This is a genomic window from Paenibacillus sp. V4I3, assembly GCF_030817215.1.
GTDB lineage: Bacteria > Bacillota > Bacilli > Paenibacillales > NBRC-103111 > Paenibacillus_E.
The window spans coordinates 1,373,105-1,390,000 of record NZ_JAUSZA010000001.1; the positions used below are offsets into that span (position 1 = coordinate 1,373,105).

Sequence of the window (16,896 nt, forward strand, 5' to 3'; positions counted from 1 at the left end):
GACGAATGGATGTACTAAACGAAGTCAAAGCCATAGTTAAACAAGCCATTATAGAAGCAGTTACAGCTGCAGGTATCGTGGACGAGGCGCAAATACCGGAGATTATTCTAGAGGTCCCGAAAGAGAAAACGCACGGGGATTTCGCAACGAATGTCGCGATGCAGCTGACCCGTATTGCTAAGCAGAACCCAAGACAAATTGCCGAGCAAATTATTGCTAACCTGCAAAAAGATAAAGCCAATATTGCAGAAGCGGAAATTGCGGGGCCTGGTTTTATTAATTTTAAAATGAACAAAGTGTACCTGTACCCGGTTATTGAAAATGTTCAAAAACTAGGTGATCGCTACGGTGCGACGAACGTTGGTCAAGGACTTAAAGTGCAAGTGGAGTTCGTTAGCGCCAATCCAACAGGTTCTCTGCATTTGGGACATGCTCGGGGAGCAGCAGTGGGGGACGTGCTATGCAACGTGCTCGATCTGGCGGGATACGACGTTTCCCGAGAGTACTACATCAATGATGCGGGCAACCAAGTGGTCAATTTGGCCAAATCAATCGAGGCCCGTTATCTGCAGGCTCTCGGACAAGAAGCGGAGATGCCGGAAGACGGGTATTTCGGTGAAGATATCAAAGGATTTGCAGCGGATCTTGCTGCGGAAGAGGGAGATCGCCTTCTCAGCTTGCCAGAAGATGAGCGTCGTGCTTATTTCCGTACCTACGGGTTGAAAAAAGAACTCGATAAAATCAAACGCGATTTGGGTCGCTTTGGTGTTCATTTCGACAACTGGTTCTCCGAAACGTCGATTTATGAAGATAACCTCATTCCACCCGTTCTCCAAGAGCTGCGGGATAATGGACACATATATGAAGAAGAAGGCGCGACTTGGTTAAACACAACACCCCTAGGTGACGACAAGAATCGCGTACTGATTAAGAATGACGGTTCCTTTACTTACCTTACACCGGATATTGCCTACCATCGCAATAAATTTGGGCGCGGCTTTGAGCGTTTGATTAATATTTGGGGCGCGGATCATCATGGCTACATTCCACGGATGAAAGCGGCTATGACGGCGCTTGGTTTTGAGTCGGATCGACTCGTTGTACTTATTGCCCAAATGGTGAGCCTTTTCCAAAATGGGGAAAAGGTGAAAATGTCCAAACGAACTGGCAAAGCAGTCACGATGGAGGATCTTATGGACGAAGTCGGTGTAGACCCGATTCGTTATTTCTTCGCGATGCGAAGCATGGATTCACATTTGGACTTTGACATGGACTTGGCGGTTTCTCAGTCTAATGAGAACCCTGTGTTCTATGTGCAGTACGCACATGCGCGGATTTGCAGCATCTTCCGTCAGGCGGAAGAGCAGAACATCCAGGTGCTGCCGCTGGAGCAAGTAGACCTTACCCAGCTTGCGTCGGAAGCTGAGTTCGACTTGCTGCGCAAGATGGGCGAGCTTCCGGAGGAAATCGCCATTGCGGCCGATCAATATGCGCCGCATCGGCTCATCCGCTATGTCTATGAACTGGCAAGCCAGTTCCATAGCTATTACAGAGGCCACTATGTCATCACGGATGACGCGGCCTTGACCCAGGCACGCCTCGCCTTGCTCGGCGCGCTTCGCATTACCTTAGCCAACACGCTTCGTGTAGTTGGCGTATCCGCCCCAGAGCGGATGTAACATCTGCTCCACAAACCGAAGGGACGATCTCCATGTCTACGCAGACATGGAGATCGTCCCTTTTTTTGTTCATACCAGCGTATAAGTCTGGTGGACTTAACTTGTGGTGCATCTACCATAACAAATGTTTCGCGCCATGAAAGTGTCTATTCGGTCATATTTGGGGGCGTGTATTTTACTGTGTAATGCAACCCTAGCGCATTTTTCTGATATATTTAGAGCTACTTTTGTTCCTTACATGTGAGTGGAGTTGTTAAAAGTACAACAATTCCACTTGTTTCGCTCCAAGCAGAGAAATGTTGTATTTTGTACGACAAAATAGCAGCATCTCATCCAAAATGGCTATTTTTGGGCAAAAATGTTGTATTTTCTCGTGCAATAATCGCAGGCATAACGTAGATTAACATGACTAAAGTTGTACTTTGTACAACTTTTATACCAAACGCCGAAAGCGTCGGCGGATCTCAGCCCTGCCGCGCCGCCCGGATAGCGCGCCGAGCGTTCAAATGCCCGGGCTTCCAGCGCGTGGTGCTCTCTCGCTTGTTAAGGCCAATCGCACAGCGCCGCAGCGCGCTTTTAATCTGCAGCGGCGACATCGGCTTGATCGATAACATCAAGGCGATGACGCCGCTGACATGAGCAGTGGCCATCGAAGTGCCACTTAGCTCGTTGTATTTGCCGTTAAGCCAGGACGAGTAGACCCGTTCGCCTGGTGCGTAGATATCAATTTGCTTCCCGCGGTTGCTGAAGGGAGCGATTTTGCCTAACCGTGTTGTGGCTCCAACGGAGACGACCTGGGGGAAGCGGGCGGGGTAATCGACCGATTTCTTTTTGCCGTCATTGCCGGATGAAGCTACGATGACTTTACCTCTGTAATACGCGTTCATGACAGCTTGCTCGAGAGAACGGTTGTATGATTTCATACCGAAACTCATATTGATAATATCGAGGTCGTTATGGACACACCAATCGATACCGGCAATAATGTCCGAGACATAAGCGCTTCCAGCGTGGTCAAATGCTTTTACAGGATGAACGATGGCTCTTGGGGCAACACCGACAATCCCTGAATGGCGGCCAGCTGCCGCGATGGTTCCGGCAATATGCGTACCATGTCCATTGTCATCATAAGGCAGCATGCTGCGGTTTAATAAATTAATGCCCCGTGATATCGAATTGCGTAAGTCAGGATGATTGTAATCAATTCCGGTATCGATGACCCCGATCCGAATATTCTGACCTACCGATTTGTTCCAGACTTCAGGCGCGCCTACTTGATCGATGCCCCAAGGTATCGTGTGTGAGCCCGATAAATTGCTTGATCGTCTGGAGGTAATTTTGTTGCCCATCGCTTGGTGAACGGTTATTTTGGTATCCTCTACGATGTTCGGCGCACCGGAGATACCTCTGAGCTTGGTATCGGGACGAAGCGTGCAGGAGAAGGCGTGAATAATACTTAGATCGCGGACCTTGGAAAGATTTACGAACTGAGACTTCATTCGTTTCAGCGCTGATTTGCATGCGTAATAGTCCTTAGCCGATGAGAAATGGATGATATGCTTCTTGCCAGAATGCTTGGTGAGACCGATTTCCTCATGAAGCAAATGAAGAAAGGTGGCTATATCCATCGTGCCATCCCCCCATGACAGCTTAGAATCGAATCTCCCCTATCATATGTACAGGTCACCCCGTATGACCGTGTCATTGTCTCTACAGAAATAAATGGGTGCGAAGCCGTGTCAGATGCGTAGGTTTTACATAGGATAAATAGAGAGGCGCGGGCAGGAGTGTCTCTTTCTCAGGTAGTGGAAACGGCTGTGATTCATTCACACCGCTTCCTTAGGATACAGTCGCAAGCGGAGGGGGACCTTCGCTTGTATTCATTTTAGGGGGAACGCTTTCTTCCCTCCGAAGGGGTGTATAAGGCATCTGCTCGAAAGGTTTCTAAGTTGAAACGAAAGTATGAATTTTATACTCTTGCCCCGCACAACCTTGACAAACACCCTCGTCCTCAGGACGACGGAAATAGTTTATCCTTGGGGATAGTTGCATTTTTAGAAAAAATAGGTTTTACTTAATGAAGATATTGGATAAGGTAGATAGAAGAACGAAGAAGACGATCACGATCGAAAAGGATGTGCCTTAGATGAGTAGCGAATACACACTCAAAATCACCACAGAGCAAGCACGCGAAATGCCCATGGTGGATTTGGCGTTTGAATTACTGAAGTCGGCGAATACGCCGTTTTACTATCGTGACCTGATGGCTGAAATTGCTAAAATAAAAGGGCTGTCCGAGCAGCAAGTTATGCAAGTGATTGCCCAACTATATACGGAAATCAACATCGATGGTCGTTTTGCTTGCGTAGGCACGAACCTATGGGGTTTGAAACGCTGGTATCCTGTCGAGAAATCAGACGACGCGGTTGGTAACGCTAAGCGTCCAAGAATCATTAACGACGAAGATGACGATCTGGATGAAGACATCTACGCTGAGGAAGAAGATACATACGCAGAAGAAGATGAGTACGATACATTTGGTACCGAAACCGAAGAGGAAGAGGCGGAAGAGGATACTGAATTCTTCGAAGATGAAGAGATCGAAGAGGATCTTGGTGAAGCGGGTATTGAAGAAACAGACGAAGATAGTGAAGACGATTTAGACGAGGATTCCGATGAGGAAGACGAGGAAGACGATTTGGATGAAGAGGCTGAAGAGGGCAAATAACTTGTCTTGACAGCCCCTATCTGTTCAGAGTAAACTATTGCATGGGCTTTAAAAGAATCTTAACATTTCGCTCAAGCGTTCAAAAAGTGCCCCGTCACTACGGGTGTCACTTTTTTTGTTTTTTTAGTGTTTTTTTTGTGTTTTTTCACTTTATTTTCATGAAAAGCCTTATTTAGCAGAAGCTAATGCTTACAAAGTCTTTCTTCTGGCAAAAGATAAGCTTATGCCTTACGACGTAAGTTTCTTATATTACAAAACCATACTAAAACTCTAGGAGGCGTACATAGTGACAAAATACATTTTCGTTACGGGAGGCGTAGTTTCATCCCTTGGCAAAGGAATTACAGCAGCGTCCTTAGGGAGATTGCTCAAAAACAGAGGCTTGAAAGTTACTATTCAAAAGTTTGACCCTTACATTAACGTGGATCCGGGAACTATGAGTCCTTACCAGCACGGTGAAGTGTTCGTAACCGACGATGGGGCAGAAACGGATTTGGATTTAGGTCATTATGAGCGTTTTATTGATATTAATCTTTCCAAAAGTTCCAACGTAACCTCAGGTAAAGTATACTCCTCCGTCATTACCAAAGAGCGCAGAGGCGAATATCTGGGTGGTACGGTACAAGTTATCCCGCACATTACGAATGAAATTAAGGATCGCGTCCTTCGTGCAGGCCGTGAAGCGCAATCTGATGTCGTTATTACAGAAATTGGCGGCACCGTGGGCGATATCGAGAGCTTGCCTTTCTTAGAAGCCATTCGTCAAATGAAAAATGATATCGGCCGCGAGAATGTCATGTATATTCACGTTACGCTGATTCCTTATATTAAAGCAGCTGGTGAAGTGAAGACGAAACCTACACAGCACAGTGTAAAAGAACTACGCGGGCTGGGGATTCAACCTCACGTTATCGTTTGCCGTACAGAACATTCCCTAACGGAAGATATGAAGCGTAAGTTAGCTTTATTCTGTGATATCGATCCTGCAGCTGTTATTGAGTGTAAGGATGCAGAAACCTTATACGAAGTTCCGATGATGCTTCGCGAGCAAGGGCTTGACGATTATGTCGTTAATCACCTGAAACTACGGACGAACGAGCCGGATATGAAGGAATGGGAAAGCCTTGTTCGTAAGGTTAAATCATTGACGAAGAAGACAGAAATTGCGATCGTGGGGAAATACGTTGCGCTGCATGACGCTTACCTAAGTATTGTTGAAGCACTAGGTCATGCCGGCATCGATAATGACTCCGAAATTAATATTCGTTGGGTGAATGCAGAAGAAATTTTTGAGCATAACGTCCATCAGCTTCTTTCAGGTGTTCAAGGTATTCTTGTACCTGGTGGATTTGGTGATCGTGGTATTGAAGGTAAAGTGGAAGCGATCCGCTATGCCCGTGAAAAGGAAATTCCATTCTTTGGGATTTGCTTAGGTATGCAGGTTGCTGTCATTGAATATGCGCGTTCCGTTACAGGCTTGGATGGCGCGAACAGCTCCGAGATTAATCCTACAACGGCTTATCCGGTTATCGATCTACTGCCAGAGCAGAAGGATATCGAGAATTTAGGCGGTACAATGCGTCTTGGCTTATATCCTTGCAAAGTTGTCCCAGGCTCTCTTGCTGAGCAGTGTTACAATGATGAGCTTATCTATGAGAGACATCGTCACCGGTATGAATTTAACAATGAATACCGCGATTTGATTGAATCTGCTGGTTTGCGCATTTCCGGTACGTCACCGGACGGTCGATTGGTTGAGATGGTTGAGCTTCCAGGTCACCCTTGGTTCCTTGCTGTTCAATTCCATCCGGAATTTACATCGCGTCCGAATCGTCCGCAGCCGCTTTTCCGTGAATTCGTGAAAGCCGCGCAGTTAATCGCTCGTTAATTCTTGCTATAACGGTTGTCCCTCCAGATAACCAACTTATTTGTAAAACTTTTCAATTAGTTTTGTCCCTCAGAAGGAAATCGAAAATGAATAGCGAATAACTTTAGAAACATATACATGGGAGTTTGTTATTCGTTTTCGGGAGGGAAATAAGCTGATGAAGAAAAAGGTATTAATTGTCGATGATCAAAATGGAATTCGCGTACTACTCATGGAGGTATTCAGTAACGAAGGGTACGATACCTATCAGGCTTCGAATGGCAAGTTGGCCTTGGAAATCGTGAAAAATTCTTCACCTGATCTTATACTACTTGATATGAAAATTCCTGGTATGGACGGTCTGGATATTTTGAAACACGTTAAAGCGATTGATGTATCGATCAAAGTGATCATGATGACAGCCTACGGCGAGCTCGATATGATTAAAGAGGCAACAGACCTCGGTGCGATTATGCATTTTACAAAGCCTTTTGATATTGATGAATTGCGTATGGCGGTAAATATGCAGCTGAATAATGAATCAAGCAGCGGTTTTGCAGTGGGATCCTAGTTATAGGGTCTTTTTTTGTTGCTGAAAAGGGAGGGCTTGGTTATCATTTGAAAAGTTATGTGCTATAATAACTCAGGTATGACAAAGAGCGGTATACGCAACTACTACAGGTTCTAGGAGGAAGAGAAACATGGCATTGGTTTCAATGAATGAATTTTTACCTAAAGCAAAAGCGAACAAATTCGCGGTGGGTCAATTTAACATGAACAACCTTGAATTTGCTCAAGCGATTGTGGAAGCTGCAATCGAATTAAAATCCCCGTTCATTTATGGTGTTAGCGAAGGCGCACTGAAATATATGGGTATCGAGTTTACAGTGGCGATTGCTGAAGCGGCAGCTAAAAAATCAGGTCTGCCGATTGCTCTACACTTAGATCATGGCAGTTCCTTTGAAGTAGCGATGAAATGTATCCGTGCAGGATTCAGCTCCGTTATGTTCGATGGTTCCCACTATTCTTTCGAAGAAAACATTCGTTTGACGAAAGAAGTTGTAAAAGCAGCTCGTGCAATGGGCGTATCCGTTGAGGGTGAGCTTGGAACAATTGGCGGCGTTGAGGACGACATCTCTGTTGATGAAGAGCACGCTAACCTTGCAAAACCAGAAGAAGCTATCCGTTTCTACGAAGAAACAGGTGTAGACTGTCTGGCTATCGCTGTAGGTACTGCACATGGTATGTACGCAGGCGAGCCTAACATTCACTTTGATATTATCGAAGCGGTTTCCAAAGCGATTCCAGTTCCTGTTGTTCTTCACGGTGGATCCGGCGTTCCTGACGAAATGATTCGTAAATCTATTGCGGCAGGCGTTGGTAAAATCAACGTTAACACAGAGAACCAAGTGGCTTGTACAGAGAATATCCGTGCAGCTCTGGCTAAAGATGCTAAAATTTATGATCCTCGTAAATATCTCACCCCAGCACGTAATGCTATGATCGAAGTAGTAAAATCCAAAATTCAATTGTTCGGAAGCAGCAACCAAGCTTAATTCCAATTGTATAGACAGGGTAGGAAATGCAGTAAGGCACAGACGGAGGATAGACGCAAGAATGTCGTCCGTCTGTGTCATTACAAGCGTTTCCTTCTTCTATTTTTTTGCGCTTATGTTCTCAGAGAGGACCATAGCTGTTTTAGTTTGTGAAGGATCTCTTTTTTTGTATGTCGTTGTAAGACAGTATGAATTTATACTATCGCTTCGTATGAACCTTGACTATCGCTAGTCTTAAGGGGCGGTGGAGTCGTTTATTTTTTGGGTGAAGTTTGTGTTGGGTTAGGTTGCTTTGATTGTTTTGATTTACTACTTAGTAAGAGGCACCTGGTTTAGGGGGAGAATCATGTTGGAAAAATTAATGGTGGTCGGGGGACGTCCACTACGGGGAACAGTTCAAATTAGCGGGGCTAAGAATAGTGCAGTTGCACTCATTCCGGCCGCTGTACTTGCTGAAACATCGGTTACTTTGGATAATCTGCCTCATCTGAGTGATGTGGCTATATATACAGAAATTTTGACGGATTTAGGGGCTACCATTGACTGGAACGAAGATCGGATGACGATCGACCCAAGTCGGATGAAATCACTTCCTATGCCGAATGGCAAAGTAAAGAAGCTTAGAGCATCCTACTATTTAATGGGAGCTCTGCTCGGAAGATTTGGAGAGGCGACGATTGGTCTGCCAGGTGGCTGTAACTTCGAACCGCGTCCGATTGATTTGCACATAAAAGGTTTTGAAGCTTTAGGTGCCGAGGTTAGCAATGAGAATGGCGCCTTAAAGATACGCGCCAAAGAGCTGCGCGGTGCCAAAATATACTTAGATATGGCGAGTGTTGGAGCGACGATTAATATCATGCTGGCTGCCTCACGCGCTAAAGGCGTTACGATTATTGAAAATGCGGCCAAAGAGCCTGAAATCATAGATGTGGCAACACTTTTAAACTCAATGGGTGCCAAAATTAAGGGCGCTGGAACAGAGACCATTCGTATCGAAGGTGTAACTGAGATGCATGGTTGCCGCCATTCCATTATTCCTGACCGTATTCAAGCAGGTACGTACATGATAGCTGCAGCGGCTACACGCGGCGATGTGACCGTCGACAATGTCATACCTAAACATATGGAGGCTCTGACGGCAAAGCTTCAAGAAATGGGCGTTCATATTTATGAAATGGATGAGTCGATTCGCGTTGTGGGTCAGCCTGAATACGAAAGTGTCGATGTGAAAGCGTTAATTTACCCAGGGTTTGCGACGGATCTACAGTCTCCGATGGCAAGTTTACTTTGCCAGGCTAAAGGAGTTAGTATATTAACGGACCACGTTTATAGTAATCGATTCAAGCATATTCCTGAGCTTGTACGTATGGGAGCAAAGATGAAGGTCGAAGGACGCTCAGCCATTATTGAGGGCTCACAGCTTAGTTCTGCCAAAGTGAGAGCAACGGATTTGAGAGCAGGAGCTTCTCTTGTACTTGCGGGTCTTAGCGTAAGAACAGGTGGCATCACAGAAGTTTCCGGGGTTGAGTTTATTGATCGTGGTTATGAGAACCTGGTATTCAACTTATCTTCACTGGGTGCAGAGGTTTGGCGCGAGAGCGAGGAATAAAGTACCAGACAACAGGCAATGCTAGAATCCAATTGAAAATTTAATAGTTTGGTGGTTGAAACATGAGCATGCAGCTTGCTGAGCTTGAAGTACTCAAGCTTACTGAATTATATAAACTAGCTAAGAAACATCAGATCCAATACTATGGTACGCTGAAGAAAAAAGAACTCATCTTTGCAATTTTACGTGCACAAGCTGCTGAGAGTGGTCTAATGTTCATGCAAGGTGTTCTTGAGATCCTTCAGGAAGGCTTTGGATTCTTGCGTCCAATTAATTACCTTCCAAGCTCAGAGGACATTTATATCTCGGCTTCCCAGATTCGCAAATTTGATTTGCGGTCCGGGGACATTGTATCAGGCAAATGTCGTCCGCCAAAAGAGAATGAGCGCTATTTTGGGCTTCTTCAAGTTGAAGCGGTGAATGGAGAGAAGCCGGAAACGGCAGCGGAGCGACTTCATTTCCCTGCGTTGACACCTCTTTATCCAGACACTCGGATTACGCTCGAAACGGAGCCAAATAAGATTTCCATGCGTATCATGGATTTGCTTGCTCCTGTAGGTCTAGGCCAACGTGGTTTGATCGTAGCACCTCCTAAAGCAGGGAAAACATTATTGCTTAAGGAAATTGCCAACAGTATTTCCACCAATTATCCTGAAATTGAACTCTTCGTTCTGCTTATTGATGAGCGGCCAGAAGAAGTTACGGATATGCAGCGTTCCGTGAAAGGGGAAGTTGTTGCTTCTACCTTCGATGAACTTCCTGAGAATCATATCAAGGTCGCTGAGCTAGTTTTAGAACGCGCAATGCGTCTAGTTGAACATAAGAAAGATGTTGTCATTCTCATGGACAGTATTACCCGGTTGGCCAGGGCCTATAACCTTGTGGTTCCTGCTTCGGGCCGGACGTTAACGGGTGGTATAGACCCTGCTGCCTTTCATCGGCCTAAACGTTTCTTCGGGGCCGCTCGTAACATTGAAGAAGGCGGCAGCTTAACGATCCTTGCTACAGCACTTGTTGAAACGGGCTCACGTATGGATGATGTCATTTATGAAGAATTTAAAGGTACAGGTAATTTAGAGCTTCATCTTGACCGTAAAATGGCTGAACGCCGTATTTTTCCTGCGATTGATATTCGTAGATCCGGTACGCGCCGCGAGGAAGCACTCCTTGGCAAAGATGAGCTTGAGAAAGTATGGGCACTTCGCAGAGGGATGAACGATTCGCATGAATATACAGAATCCTTCATTAAGAAGCTTGCCGATACGAAGACCAATCAAGAGTTTTTGGACTCTTTGGCTTCCCCTTCAGCGGGATCTACAGGAGTTAACAAAGGTAAAGTCAAGAATTCAGCTTCTTAAGCTTCAAATAATCTGCTTCGCATCAATCATGACAAACACGGTCGTCCTTAAGGACGACTTAAGTCGTTTATCCGTGACGCACAAAGAGGAGTACCGTTATGAACTTGGTTTATTCAGACTTACAAGGAAACGTTTTTGACCATCCTGATTTCTTGGCACTAGGTCGAAACGCTGAAATGATAACAGAAATTTTAGAAGATGAGTTAATTCCTCTTCCTGAGGGATCAACACTAGTCAGTCTTCCGTTTACACGCCCGGTAGGCATTGATGCCGCAACAGGCGATATGAAGCTGGTTGAGGGAGATTATCACGCCGTTGGGGCGCTGCTCCCGCAAGGCTTCACTAGGCTATTGCTTCCCGGTTATGTGAAATCGGACAAGTCCAAGGCACTACCGCTATTCGGTTATACCGCGGTCGTATGGAAAGATGATGGCTTCTATGTAGCGGCTCGATTGACAGATAATCCTTATTACTGGAATCCCGTTCATTGTGACCCTACTGAGCTTGAGGTAGAGGTCAAACGACTGGTTGCCAAATATCCAGATAATCGGTTATATGCCCACTTATCCAACTGCGCACTGGGTTATGAATGCCTGACAGCCTCGAATACGTTCCTTCAACGTTGGGAGGGTGCCGTTCCGGTATCTTATTCCTGCAACGCAGGATGCTTCGGCTGTATTTCGGAACAACCGGATGAGAGTGGCTTCGTAGCGCCTCAGACTCGGATGAACTTCAAGCCTAAGGTCGAAGAGATCACTCAGATCATGCTCGAGCATCTGCAGACGCCTGAGAGTATTATCTCCTTCGGACAGGGCTGTGAAGGGGAACCTAGCACGCAGGCTGTGATTATTATCGATGCCATCAAGCAAGTGCGTGAGCAAACGAAGATGGGCTATATTAACATCAACACCAATGCAGGTCTCACGGATCATATCCGCGGCATTGTTGATGCTGGGCTAGATCTCATGCGGGTTAGTACGATTAGCGCGCTGGATGATCACTACAATGCCTACTATAAGCCAAGAGCTTATACGCTCAAAAATGTAGAGAAGTCTCTCCGCTACGCTACGGATAAAGGAGTTATAACTTCGATTAACTATCTTGTATTTCCAGGTGTAACCGATCGAGAAGAAGAGATCGAAGCGATGATTGAATTCGTGCGAAGAACCGGATTGAAATTGATTCAATTGCGCAACCTGAATATTGATCCCGAAAGTTACCTGGGCATTATCCCCAAAGCAAGGGGTGAACTGCTTGGGATGAAGCAAATGATTGAGATTTTCGAGCAAGAAATTCCTGATGTTGTGTTGGGTTCCTATTCGCATACACCGAAGTTCTATACAAGTGACAGAACTGTCACTACGGTGCTCTAAAAGGAGGCCATCCACGGTCTTTTTCCATTGCATCAAGACTTCTGAATATGATACAATGCATAAGTACGTCCATTAACTCTGTTTCAGCAAATGATTCAGGGCGGAAAGAGGTGAACCATCATGAAAGCAGGTATTCATCCTACTTATCATGCAACCACAGTGACTTGCGCTTGTGGTAACGTGTTCGAAACGGGTTCTATTAAGCAAAATCTTCGTGTTGAGATTTGCTCTAATTGCCATCCTTTCTACACAGGTAAACAAAAGTTTATCGATGTAGGCGGCCGTGTCGACAAGTTCAAAAAGAAATACGGAATCTAATTGGCATCAATTACTTTGCTGCCAATCAGCATAAGACAACCTCCCTTGGTCATCCTAAGCTTAGGCTTAGAGTCCAATGGGAGGTGTTTTTATGTTTAGGGGTCTGCTTAGGTTTACGGTTGCCATTCTGCTCATCTCAAGCTTAGTTGGCTGTGGAATTAATTCAGGTAACAAGAACCCACTGTCCGAGGATCCGAATTATAAAACACAACATTACAAGCAAGACGGGTACATGGGGCTTACCAGTGTGAATCCGAATGACCCGCTTAACCCTACGTATCATCACTACGAGGATGATTCGAACTTAATGAAGGCAGTGCTCTCACAGCTGCAAGGTATTGAGAAAACCAATATCTCCATTAACGGACCAACTGCTAAGGTGAAAATAAAACCAAGACCATCTTTGACGGCTGCGCAAGTGGAGGAGCTTCGCTCACAAGCTCAAATGGCGCTGAACACCAACATGCCGCGCTACAATGTCATCGTAAAAATGGTTCCCTAACAGGTAGATTTTACCCTCGGTTGCTATTTGTAATTGAATCAGCTATACTATTTTTACCGTGCTAGATGGGGAGGTAGCGGTGCCCTGTAACTCGCAATCCGCTGTAGCGAGGTTGAATTCCTGTTAGCGGTACTGTGATGTGAGGTCTGGCTTTTACACGTGGTGTTGAGAGTCGGGTCCTTCGCAATGAATGCTCATGAACCCGGTCAGGTCTGGAAGGAAGCAGCCGTAAGTGAGATGTTTCATGTGCCGAGGGGTTGCCTGATTTGAGCCAACGGTAAGAGTTCGCTTGTATCACTTTATCAATAACAGGTGCACGGTTTTAATGATTATATGTGAATTTATAATGACACCTAACAAAACGCCAGTATCTTGGGCGTTTTTTCTTTTTTTCAAGGGAAGGAAAATTCTTGCTCTAGAGAGAATGGTTATAATATGTAGATTCATGTAAACGTTTGCGCATTTTGCGATTGAATAGAGAGAAAGTGAAGGTGTTGCTGAAATGTCCATTCATGACCCTCAAGATTACATGGTATCCATCGATGAAATGCGGAAGCTATTCAACCATAGCATACAAACGGGTATGCTCGTTGTGGATGAGGATGGTAAGATCATTTTAGCAACAGATCAAGTATTGAAAAACTCGGGCTATTCAGCCGAGGAAATTACGCATATCTCGTTCCCTCAGCTTTTTAAAGTGAGGGCATCTTTGCGTGAGCTGTATGAATTTTACTTTAAGTACGATTCCAGTCCGGGGGAATGGCCCCATGGATTCCTAGTAGGCAAGAATGGTGAAACGATGTTTTATCAATTCTCGATGTTGAAGCTTATGCGCGGTGATAAGTTCATGTATCTCTTGACCATGAAGCATCAGGATAGCTCGCAATTAAGCTTACTGCAGCGGTTCTCGGACGCTTTTTTGAAAGATATTAATCTAGGTGTTTTATTGATTAGTGTGAATTTTACGCTTGTAGACGTCAGTGATCGAGCATGTCAGATTCTAGGAATGGATCGGGAGCATATTCTTAATAAGTCATTAGATGAGATCTTTGCTACGATTCCGAGTCAGCATAAGCTTGTCCAACGAACGATTTTGAATGGTGCTGTAGTCCGCAATCATGCGGTTTCATGGATGAATAATCAAGAACGGTTTGAGCTGCTGTTGGATTCAAATGTGCTTAAAGATAATCAAGGTAATATCGTAGGAGCTTATGTCATCTTCAAGGATGTCACGAATATGCGCTCGCTGGAAGAAATGGTTCAAAGAAGTGACAGGCTTGCTATGATCGGGCAAATTGCTGCTGGCACAGCTCATGAAATTCGGAATCCGCTAACTTCAATCAAAGGATTTCTTCAGGTGCTTCGGCGCACTTTTGAAGTGAAAGGGATGGATCGAGAGCAGAGTTTCACGGTAGTCATGCTGGAGGAAATCAATCGGATCAACGAGTTAGTGAACGAATTTCTGCTGCTTAGTAAGCCAAAGCATGTTTCTTATGAGAGGATCGATGTGACTGAAGTGCTGCGAGGGATTTTGCCTATTATCAATAATGAAGCTATCTTGTACGATGTGAATCTTCAATATGAGGCCTCGTACCATTTACCTGAAGTAATTGCTGATAAAGAGCTGCTCAAGCAGGTATTCTTAAATGTTTGTAAAAATGGCATCGAGGCTATGTCGGATGGAGGAGTTTTAACGATTTCAGAGAAAGTGGACACGGTAGAACGAAATGTCTGCATTGACATTCATGACACAGGTTCTGGCATACCGATGTTCGTGATTGACAAAATTTTTGATCCATTCTTCACAACCAAGGATACGGGGACCGGATTAGGTCTTTCGGTGTGCCAACGAATCATTCATGATATGGGAGGGACGATACGTGTAGCATCAAAGGGTTTTGGTACGACGTTTACGATATCGATTCCTTATACTTGATCCTCTATTTCATCCCTAGGTGCGTTATAGTATAATGGATTCAGTTATTCCATGCAGGGATTATTGGAGAGGAACACTATGGCACATATTGCTCTGTACCGAACGTGGAGGTCTCAGACGTTTCGTGAAGTTGTCGGTCAGAAACATATCACGCAGACGCTGCAGAATTCTTTGCGAGAAAATCGCCTTACTCATGCTTATTTGTTCAACGGACCTCGAGGAACAGGTAAGACCAGTACGGCCAAAATATTAGCTAAGGCAATCAACTGCTTAAATGGTCCGGCGGAAGAGCCATGCAACGCTTGTTCAGCATGTGAACGAATCACTGAAGGTGCTGTCATGGACGTTGTCGAAATCGATGCTGCCTCCAATCGCGGTGTAGAAGAAATTCGGGATATTCGTGATAAAGTGAAGTATGCCCCTACAGAAGTAAGGCAGAAGGTTTACATCATCGATGAAGTGCACATGCTCACGACCGAAGCTTTTAATGCCCTTTTGAAGACGCTTGAGGAGCCTCCGGCGCATGTCATGTTTATTTTGGCAACAACGGAACCGCATAAGATACCTGCAACGATTATTTCCCGCTGTCAACGCTTTGACTTTCGGAGAGTTTCGATGGAAGATCAGGTTCAGCGGCTGCAATATATTTGTGATCAGGAGCAGATCTCGGTTAGCGAAGAAGCTCTCCATTATATAGCGAGACTATCGGATGGCGGGATGCGGGATGCACTCAGCCTGCTGGATCAGGCAGCGTCCTTTGCGACGGGTGAAGTTCAACTATCAGACATTTTGTCCATTACCGGTGGTGTCGCTTCCGATCAATTCAAGAAGCTCGTTCTTTACATCAAAGAGAAGAATCTTGGAGCTGCGCTTGAGCTCGTCGATACTTTCATGCAGGAAGGCAAGAGCGCTGATAAATGTATTGAAAATTTGATTAATTACTTCCGTGATTTACTCATGGTTCGCATGGTGCCGAATTCACCTGTGATTACTGAACGTGTTTTTGATATGGGTGACCTACGGGAAGTAGCGAATAACTTCTCACCGAGTGAAATGATGGCTATGATTGAGACGTTGAATCATTACCAAAGCGAAATGAAATACTCTGTACAGCCTCAGACCCTGCTAGAAATATCGATTATGAAAATTAGCGGTGGTCACAGAGGAGCAGATAGCAGTTCGACTGTCAGTATCGCGGCGGAAGACGGAGGGCGTTTGCCTCAAGGTGATCTTTTTGCCCAAATGACCCAGAAGCTTCAACAACTTGAAGAACAGATAGCTTCACTGGTAAAATCGGGAGTAACGGGTGCAGCGGCCGATTCCAATGCGAGGCAAGCAGCCTCTGCCAAAGTGCCGGTGGCCTCAGCCCCTTCGAAGAAGTCAGGCATTAAGCTGGATGGTTACTTGAAAGCCGCGGAGGGTCCAGAAACCAAAGCTGCTCTCATGAAGTGGAGTCAAGTGTTAGGTGATGTTAAAGAAAAGAAGATTACCGTACATGCTTGGTTCGTTAATGGTGATCTGGTGTCTATGCTTGATGATGTCGTACTCGTGGCTTTCAAGAATGAGATGCATCGCAATACAACGGAAAAGCCAGAAAACAAGGTCATTATCGAGCAAGTGCTTACTTCGGTGCTTGGCAAGCCTATTCGTTTACTTACGATTATGCGTAAAGAATGGGACGACGCTAAGAATGATGCGGCTAGCAGCGCTCCAGAAGTAATGGAGCTAGTCGCTGATGGCGAAGGTAACGGAACTGCTGTCAAAGAAGAATGGATTTCGGAAGCGATCCAATTATTTGGCGAAGAGCTAGTGACAATTAAAGAAGACTAAATATGAAGGAGCTACCTACCATGAATAACATGAACCAAATGATGAAACAAGTGAAGAAAATGCAAGAGCAAATGATGAAAGCCCAAGAAGAACTAGGTACGAAAATGATCGAAGGTACAGCAGGCGGCGGTGTTGTTACC

General features: G+C 45.2%; 14 protein-coding genes and 1 other RNA gene (1 of these 15 running past the window's edge). 14 read left to right on the top strand and 1 reads right to left on the bottom strand.

Annotated features, from left to right (window positions below; translation table 11 throughout):
* The first annotated feature begins 5 nt into the window (after positions 1–5).
* The gene (gene argS, locus QFZ77_RS06435; protein ID WP_307437707.1) at positions 6–1,679 is read left to right on the top strand and encodes an arginine--tRNA ligase; all 1,674 of its coding nucleotides are present in this window, start codon (positions 6–8) and stop codon (positions 1,677–1,679) included.
* Positions 1,680–2,143: 464 nt separating this feature from the next.
* Here the strand turns inward: argS and QFZ77_RS06440 are convergent, their stop codons facing one another.
* The gene (locus QFZ77_RS06440; RefSeq protein ID WP_307437710.1) at positions 2,144–3,307 is read right to left on the bottom strand and encodes a S8 family peptidase; all 1,164 of its coding nucleotides are present in this window, start codon (positions 3,305–3,307) and stop codon (positions 2,144–2,146) included.
* Between the two features lie 518 nt (positions 3,308–3,825).
* Here QFZ77_RS06440 and rpoE point away from each other — a divergent pair.
* From rpoE to QFZ77_RS06505, 13 genes are all read left to right on the top strand, one after another.
* Positions 3,826–4,407 (top strand): DNA-directed RNA polymerase subunit delta, encoded by a 582-nt coding sequence (gene rpoE / locus QFZ77_RS06445; protein WP_307437713.1) that lies wholly within the window; start codon positions 3,826–3,828, stop codon positions 4,405–4,407.
* 286 nt (positions 4,408–4,693) lie between these two features.
* Positions 4,694–6,295: a CTP synthase gene (locus QFZ77_RS06450; protein WP_307437716.1), complete on the top strand. Its 1,602-nt coding sequence runs from the start codon at positions 4,694–4,696 to the stop codon at positions 6,293–6,295.
* A 157-nt stretch (positions 6,296–6,452) separates the two neighbouring features.
* Positions 6,453–6,845, top strand: a complete 393-nt coding sequence (locus QFZ77_RS06455) for a response regulator (RefSeq protein WP_057304461.1) — start codon at positions 6,453–6,455, stop codon at positions 6,843–6,845.
* A gap of 130 nt (positions 6,846–6,975) precedes the next feature.
* On the top strand, positions 6,976–7,830 hold the full coding sequence (fba, locus tag QFZ77_RS06460) for a class II fructose-1,6-bisphosphate aldolase (protein WP_047685406.1): 855 nt from the start codon (positions 6,976–6,978) through the stop codon (positions 7,828–7,830).
* A 349-nt stretch (positions 7,831–8,179) separates the two neighbouring features.
* Entirely contained in the window at positions 8,180–9,439 is a 1,260-nt protein-coding gene (locus QFZ77_RS06465; RefSeq protein WP_057304515.1) for a UDP-N-acetylglucosamine 1-carboxyvinyltransferase, read from the top strand.
* 62 nt (positions 9,440–9,501) lie between these two features.
* Complete coding sequence (gene rho / locus QFZ77_RS06470) at positions 9,502–10,797, top strand: transcription termination factor Rho (protein ID WP_307437722.1); 1,296 nt, start codon at positions 9,502–9,504, stop codon at positions 10,795–10,797.
* Positions 10,798–10,895: 98 nt separating this feature from the next.
* Positions 10,896–12,170, top strand: coding sequence for a radical SAM family protein (locus QFZ77_RS06475; protein WP_307437726.1), 1,275 nt, complete (start codon positions 10,896–10,898; stop codon positions 12,168–12,170).
* Positions 12,171–12,290: 120 nt separating this feature from the next.
* Positions 12,291–12,488 (top strand): 50S ribosomal protein L31, encoded by a 198-nt coding sequence (gene rpmE / locus QFZ77_RS06480; protein ID WP_029197218.1) that lies wholly within the window; start codon positions 12,291–12,293, stop codon positions 12,486–12,488.
* Between the two features lie 91 nt (positions 12,489–12,579).
* Positions 12,580–12,990: a hypothetical protein gene (locus tag QFZ77_RS06485; protein ID WP_307437737.1), complete on the top strand. Its 411-nt coding sequence runs from the start codon at positions 12,580–12,582 to the stop codon at positions 12,988–12,990.
* 56 nt (positions 12,991–13,046) lie between these two features.
* An RNA gene (ffs, locus tag QFZ77_RS06490) (signal recognition particle sRNA large type) lies at positions 13,047–13,310 on the top strand.
* 182 nt (positions 13,311–13,492) lie between these two features.
* Positions 13,493–14,926 (top strand): ATP-binding protein, encoded by a 1,434-nt coding sequence (locus tag QFZ77_RS06495; protein ID WP_307437740.1) that lies wholly within the window; start codon positions 13,493–13,495, stop codon positions 14,924–14,926.
* A gap of 78 nt (positions 14,927–15,004) precedes the next feature.
* A complete protein-coding gene (dnaX, locus tag QFZ77_RS06500) occupies positions 15,005–16,756 on the top strand; it encodes a DNA polymerase III subunit gamma/tau (RefSeq protein WP_307437743.1) in 1,752 nt (583 codons plus the stop codon).
* A 20-nt stretch (positions 16,757–16,776) separates the two neighbouring features.
* On the top strand, positions 16,777–16,896 hold the 5' portion of the coding sequence (locus QFZ77_RS06505; RefSeq protein WP_307437747.1) for a YbaB/EbfC family nucleoid-associated protein. Its footprint extends 192 nt past the window's final position; 120 of the gene's 312 nt are visible here — the first part of the coding sequence; its start codon is at positions 16,777–16,779; the stop codon falls past the right edge of the window.

Bases quoted from the DNA above. Each gene is read 5' to 3' on its own strand.
- QFZ77_RS06455 (WP_057304461.1), top strand. From the start codon at position 6,453: ATGAAGAAAAAGGTATTAATTGTCGATGATCAAAATGGAATTCGCGTA.
- rho (WP_307437722.1), top strand. From the start codon at position 9,502: ATGAGCATGCAGCTTGCTGAGCTTGAAGTACTCAAGCTTACTGAATTA.
- argS (WP_307437707.1), top strand. From the start codon at position 6: ATGGATGTACTAAACGAAGTCAAAGCCATAGTTAAACAAGCCATTATA.
- QFZ77_RS06495 (WP_307437740.1), top strand. From the start codon at position 13,493: ATGTCCATTCATGACCCTCAAGATTACATGGTATCCATCGATGAAATG.
- dnaX (WP_307437743.1), top strand. From the start codon at position 15,005: ATGGCACATATTGCTCTGTACCGAACGTGGAGGTCTCAGACGTTTCGT.
- rpmE (WP_029197218.1), top strand. From the start codon at position 12,291: ATGAAAGCAGGTATTCATCCTACTTATCATGCAACCACAGTGACTTGC.
- QFZ77_RS06485 (WP_307437737.1), top strand. From the start codon at position 12,580: ATGTTTAGGGGTCTGCTTAGGTTTACGGTTGCCATTCTGCTCATCTCA.
- QFZ77_RS06475 (WP_307437726.1), top strand. From the start codon at position 10,896: ATGAACTTGGTTTATTCAGACTTACAAGGAAACGTTTTTGACCATCCT.
- QFZ77_RS06440 (WP_307437710.1), bottom strand. From the start codon at position 3,307: ATGGATATAGCCACCTTTCTTCATTTGCTTCATGAGGAAATCGGTCTC.
- rpoE (WP_307437713.1), top strand. From the start codon at position 3,826: ATGAGTAGCGAATACACACTCAAAATCACCACAGAGCAAGCACGCGAA.
- fba (WP_047685406.1), top strand. From the start codon at position 6,976: ATGGCATTGGTTTCAATGAATGAATTTTTACCTAAAGCAAAAGCGAAC.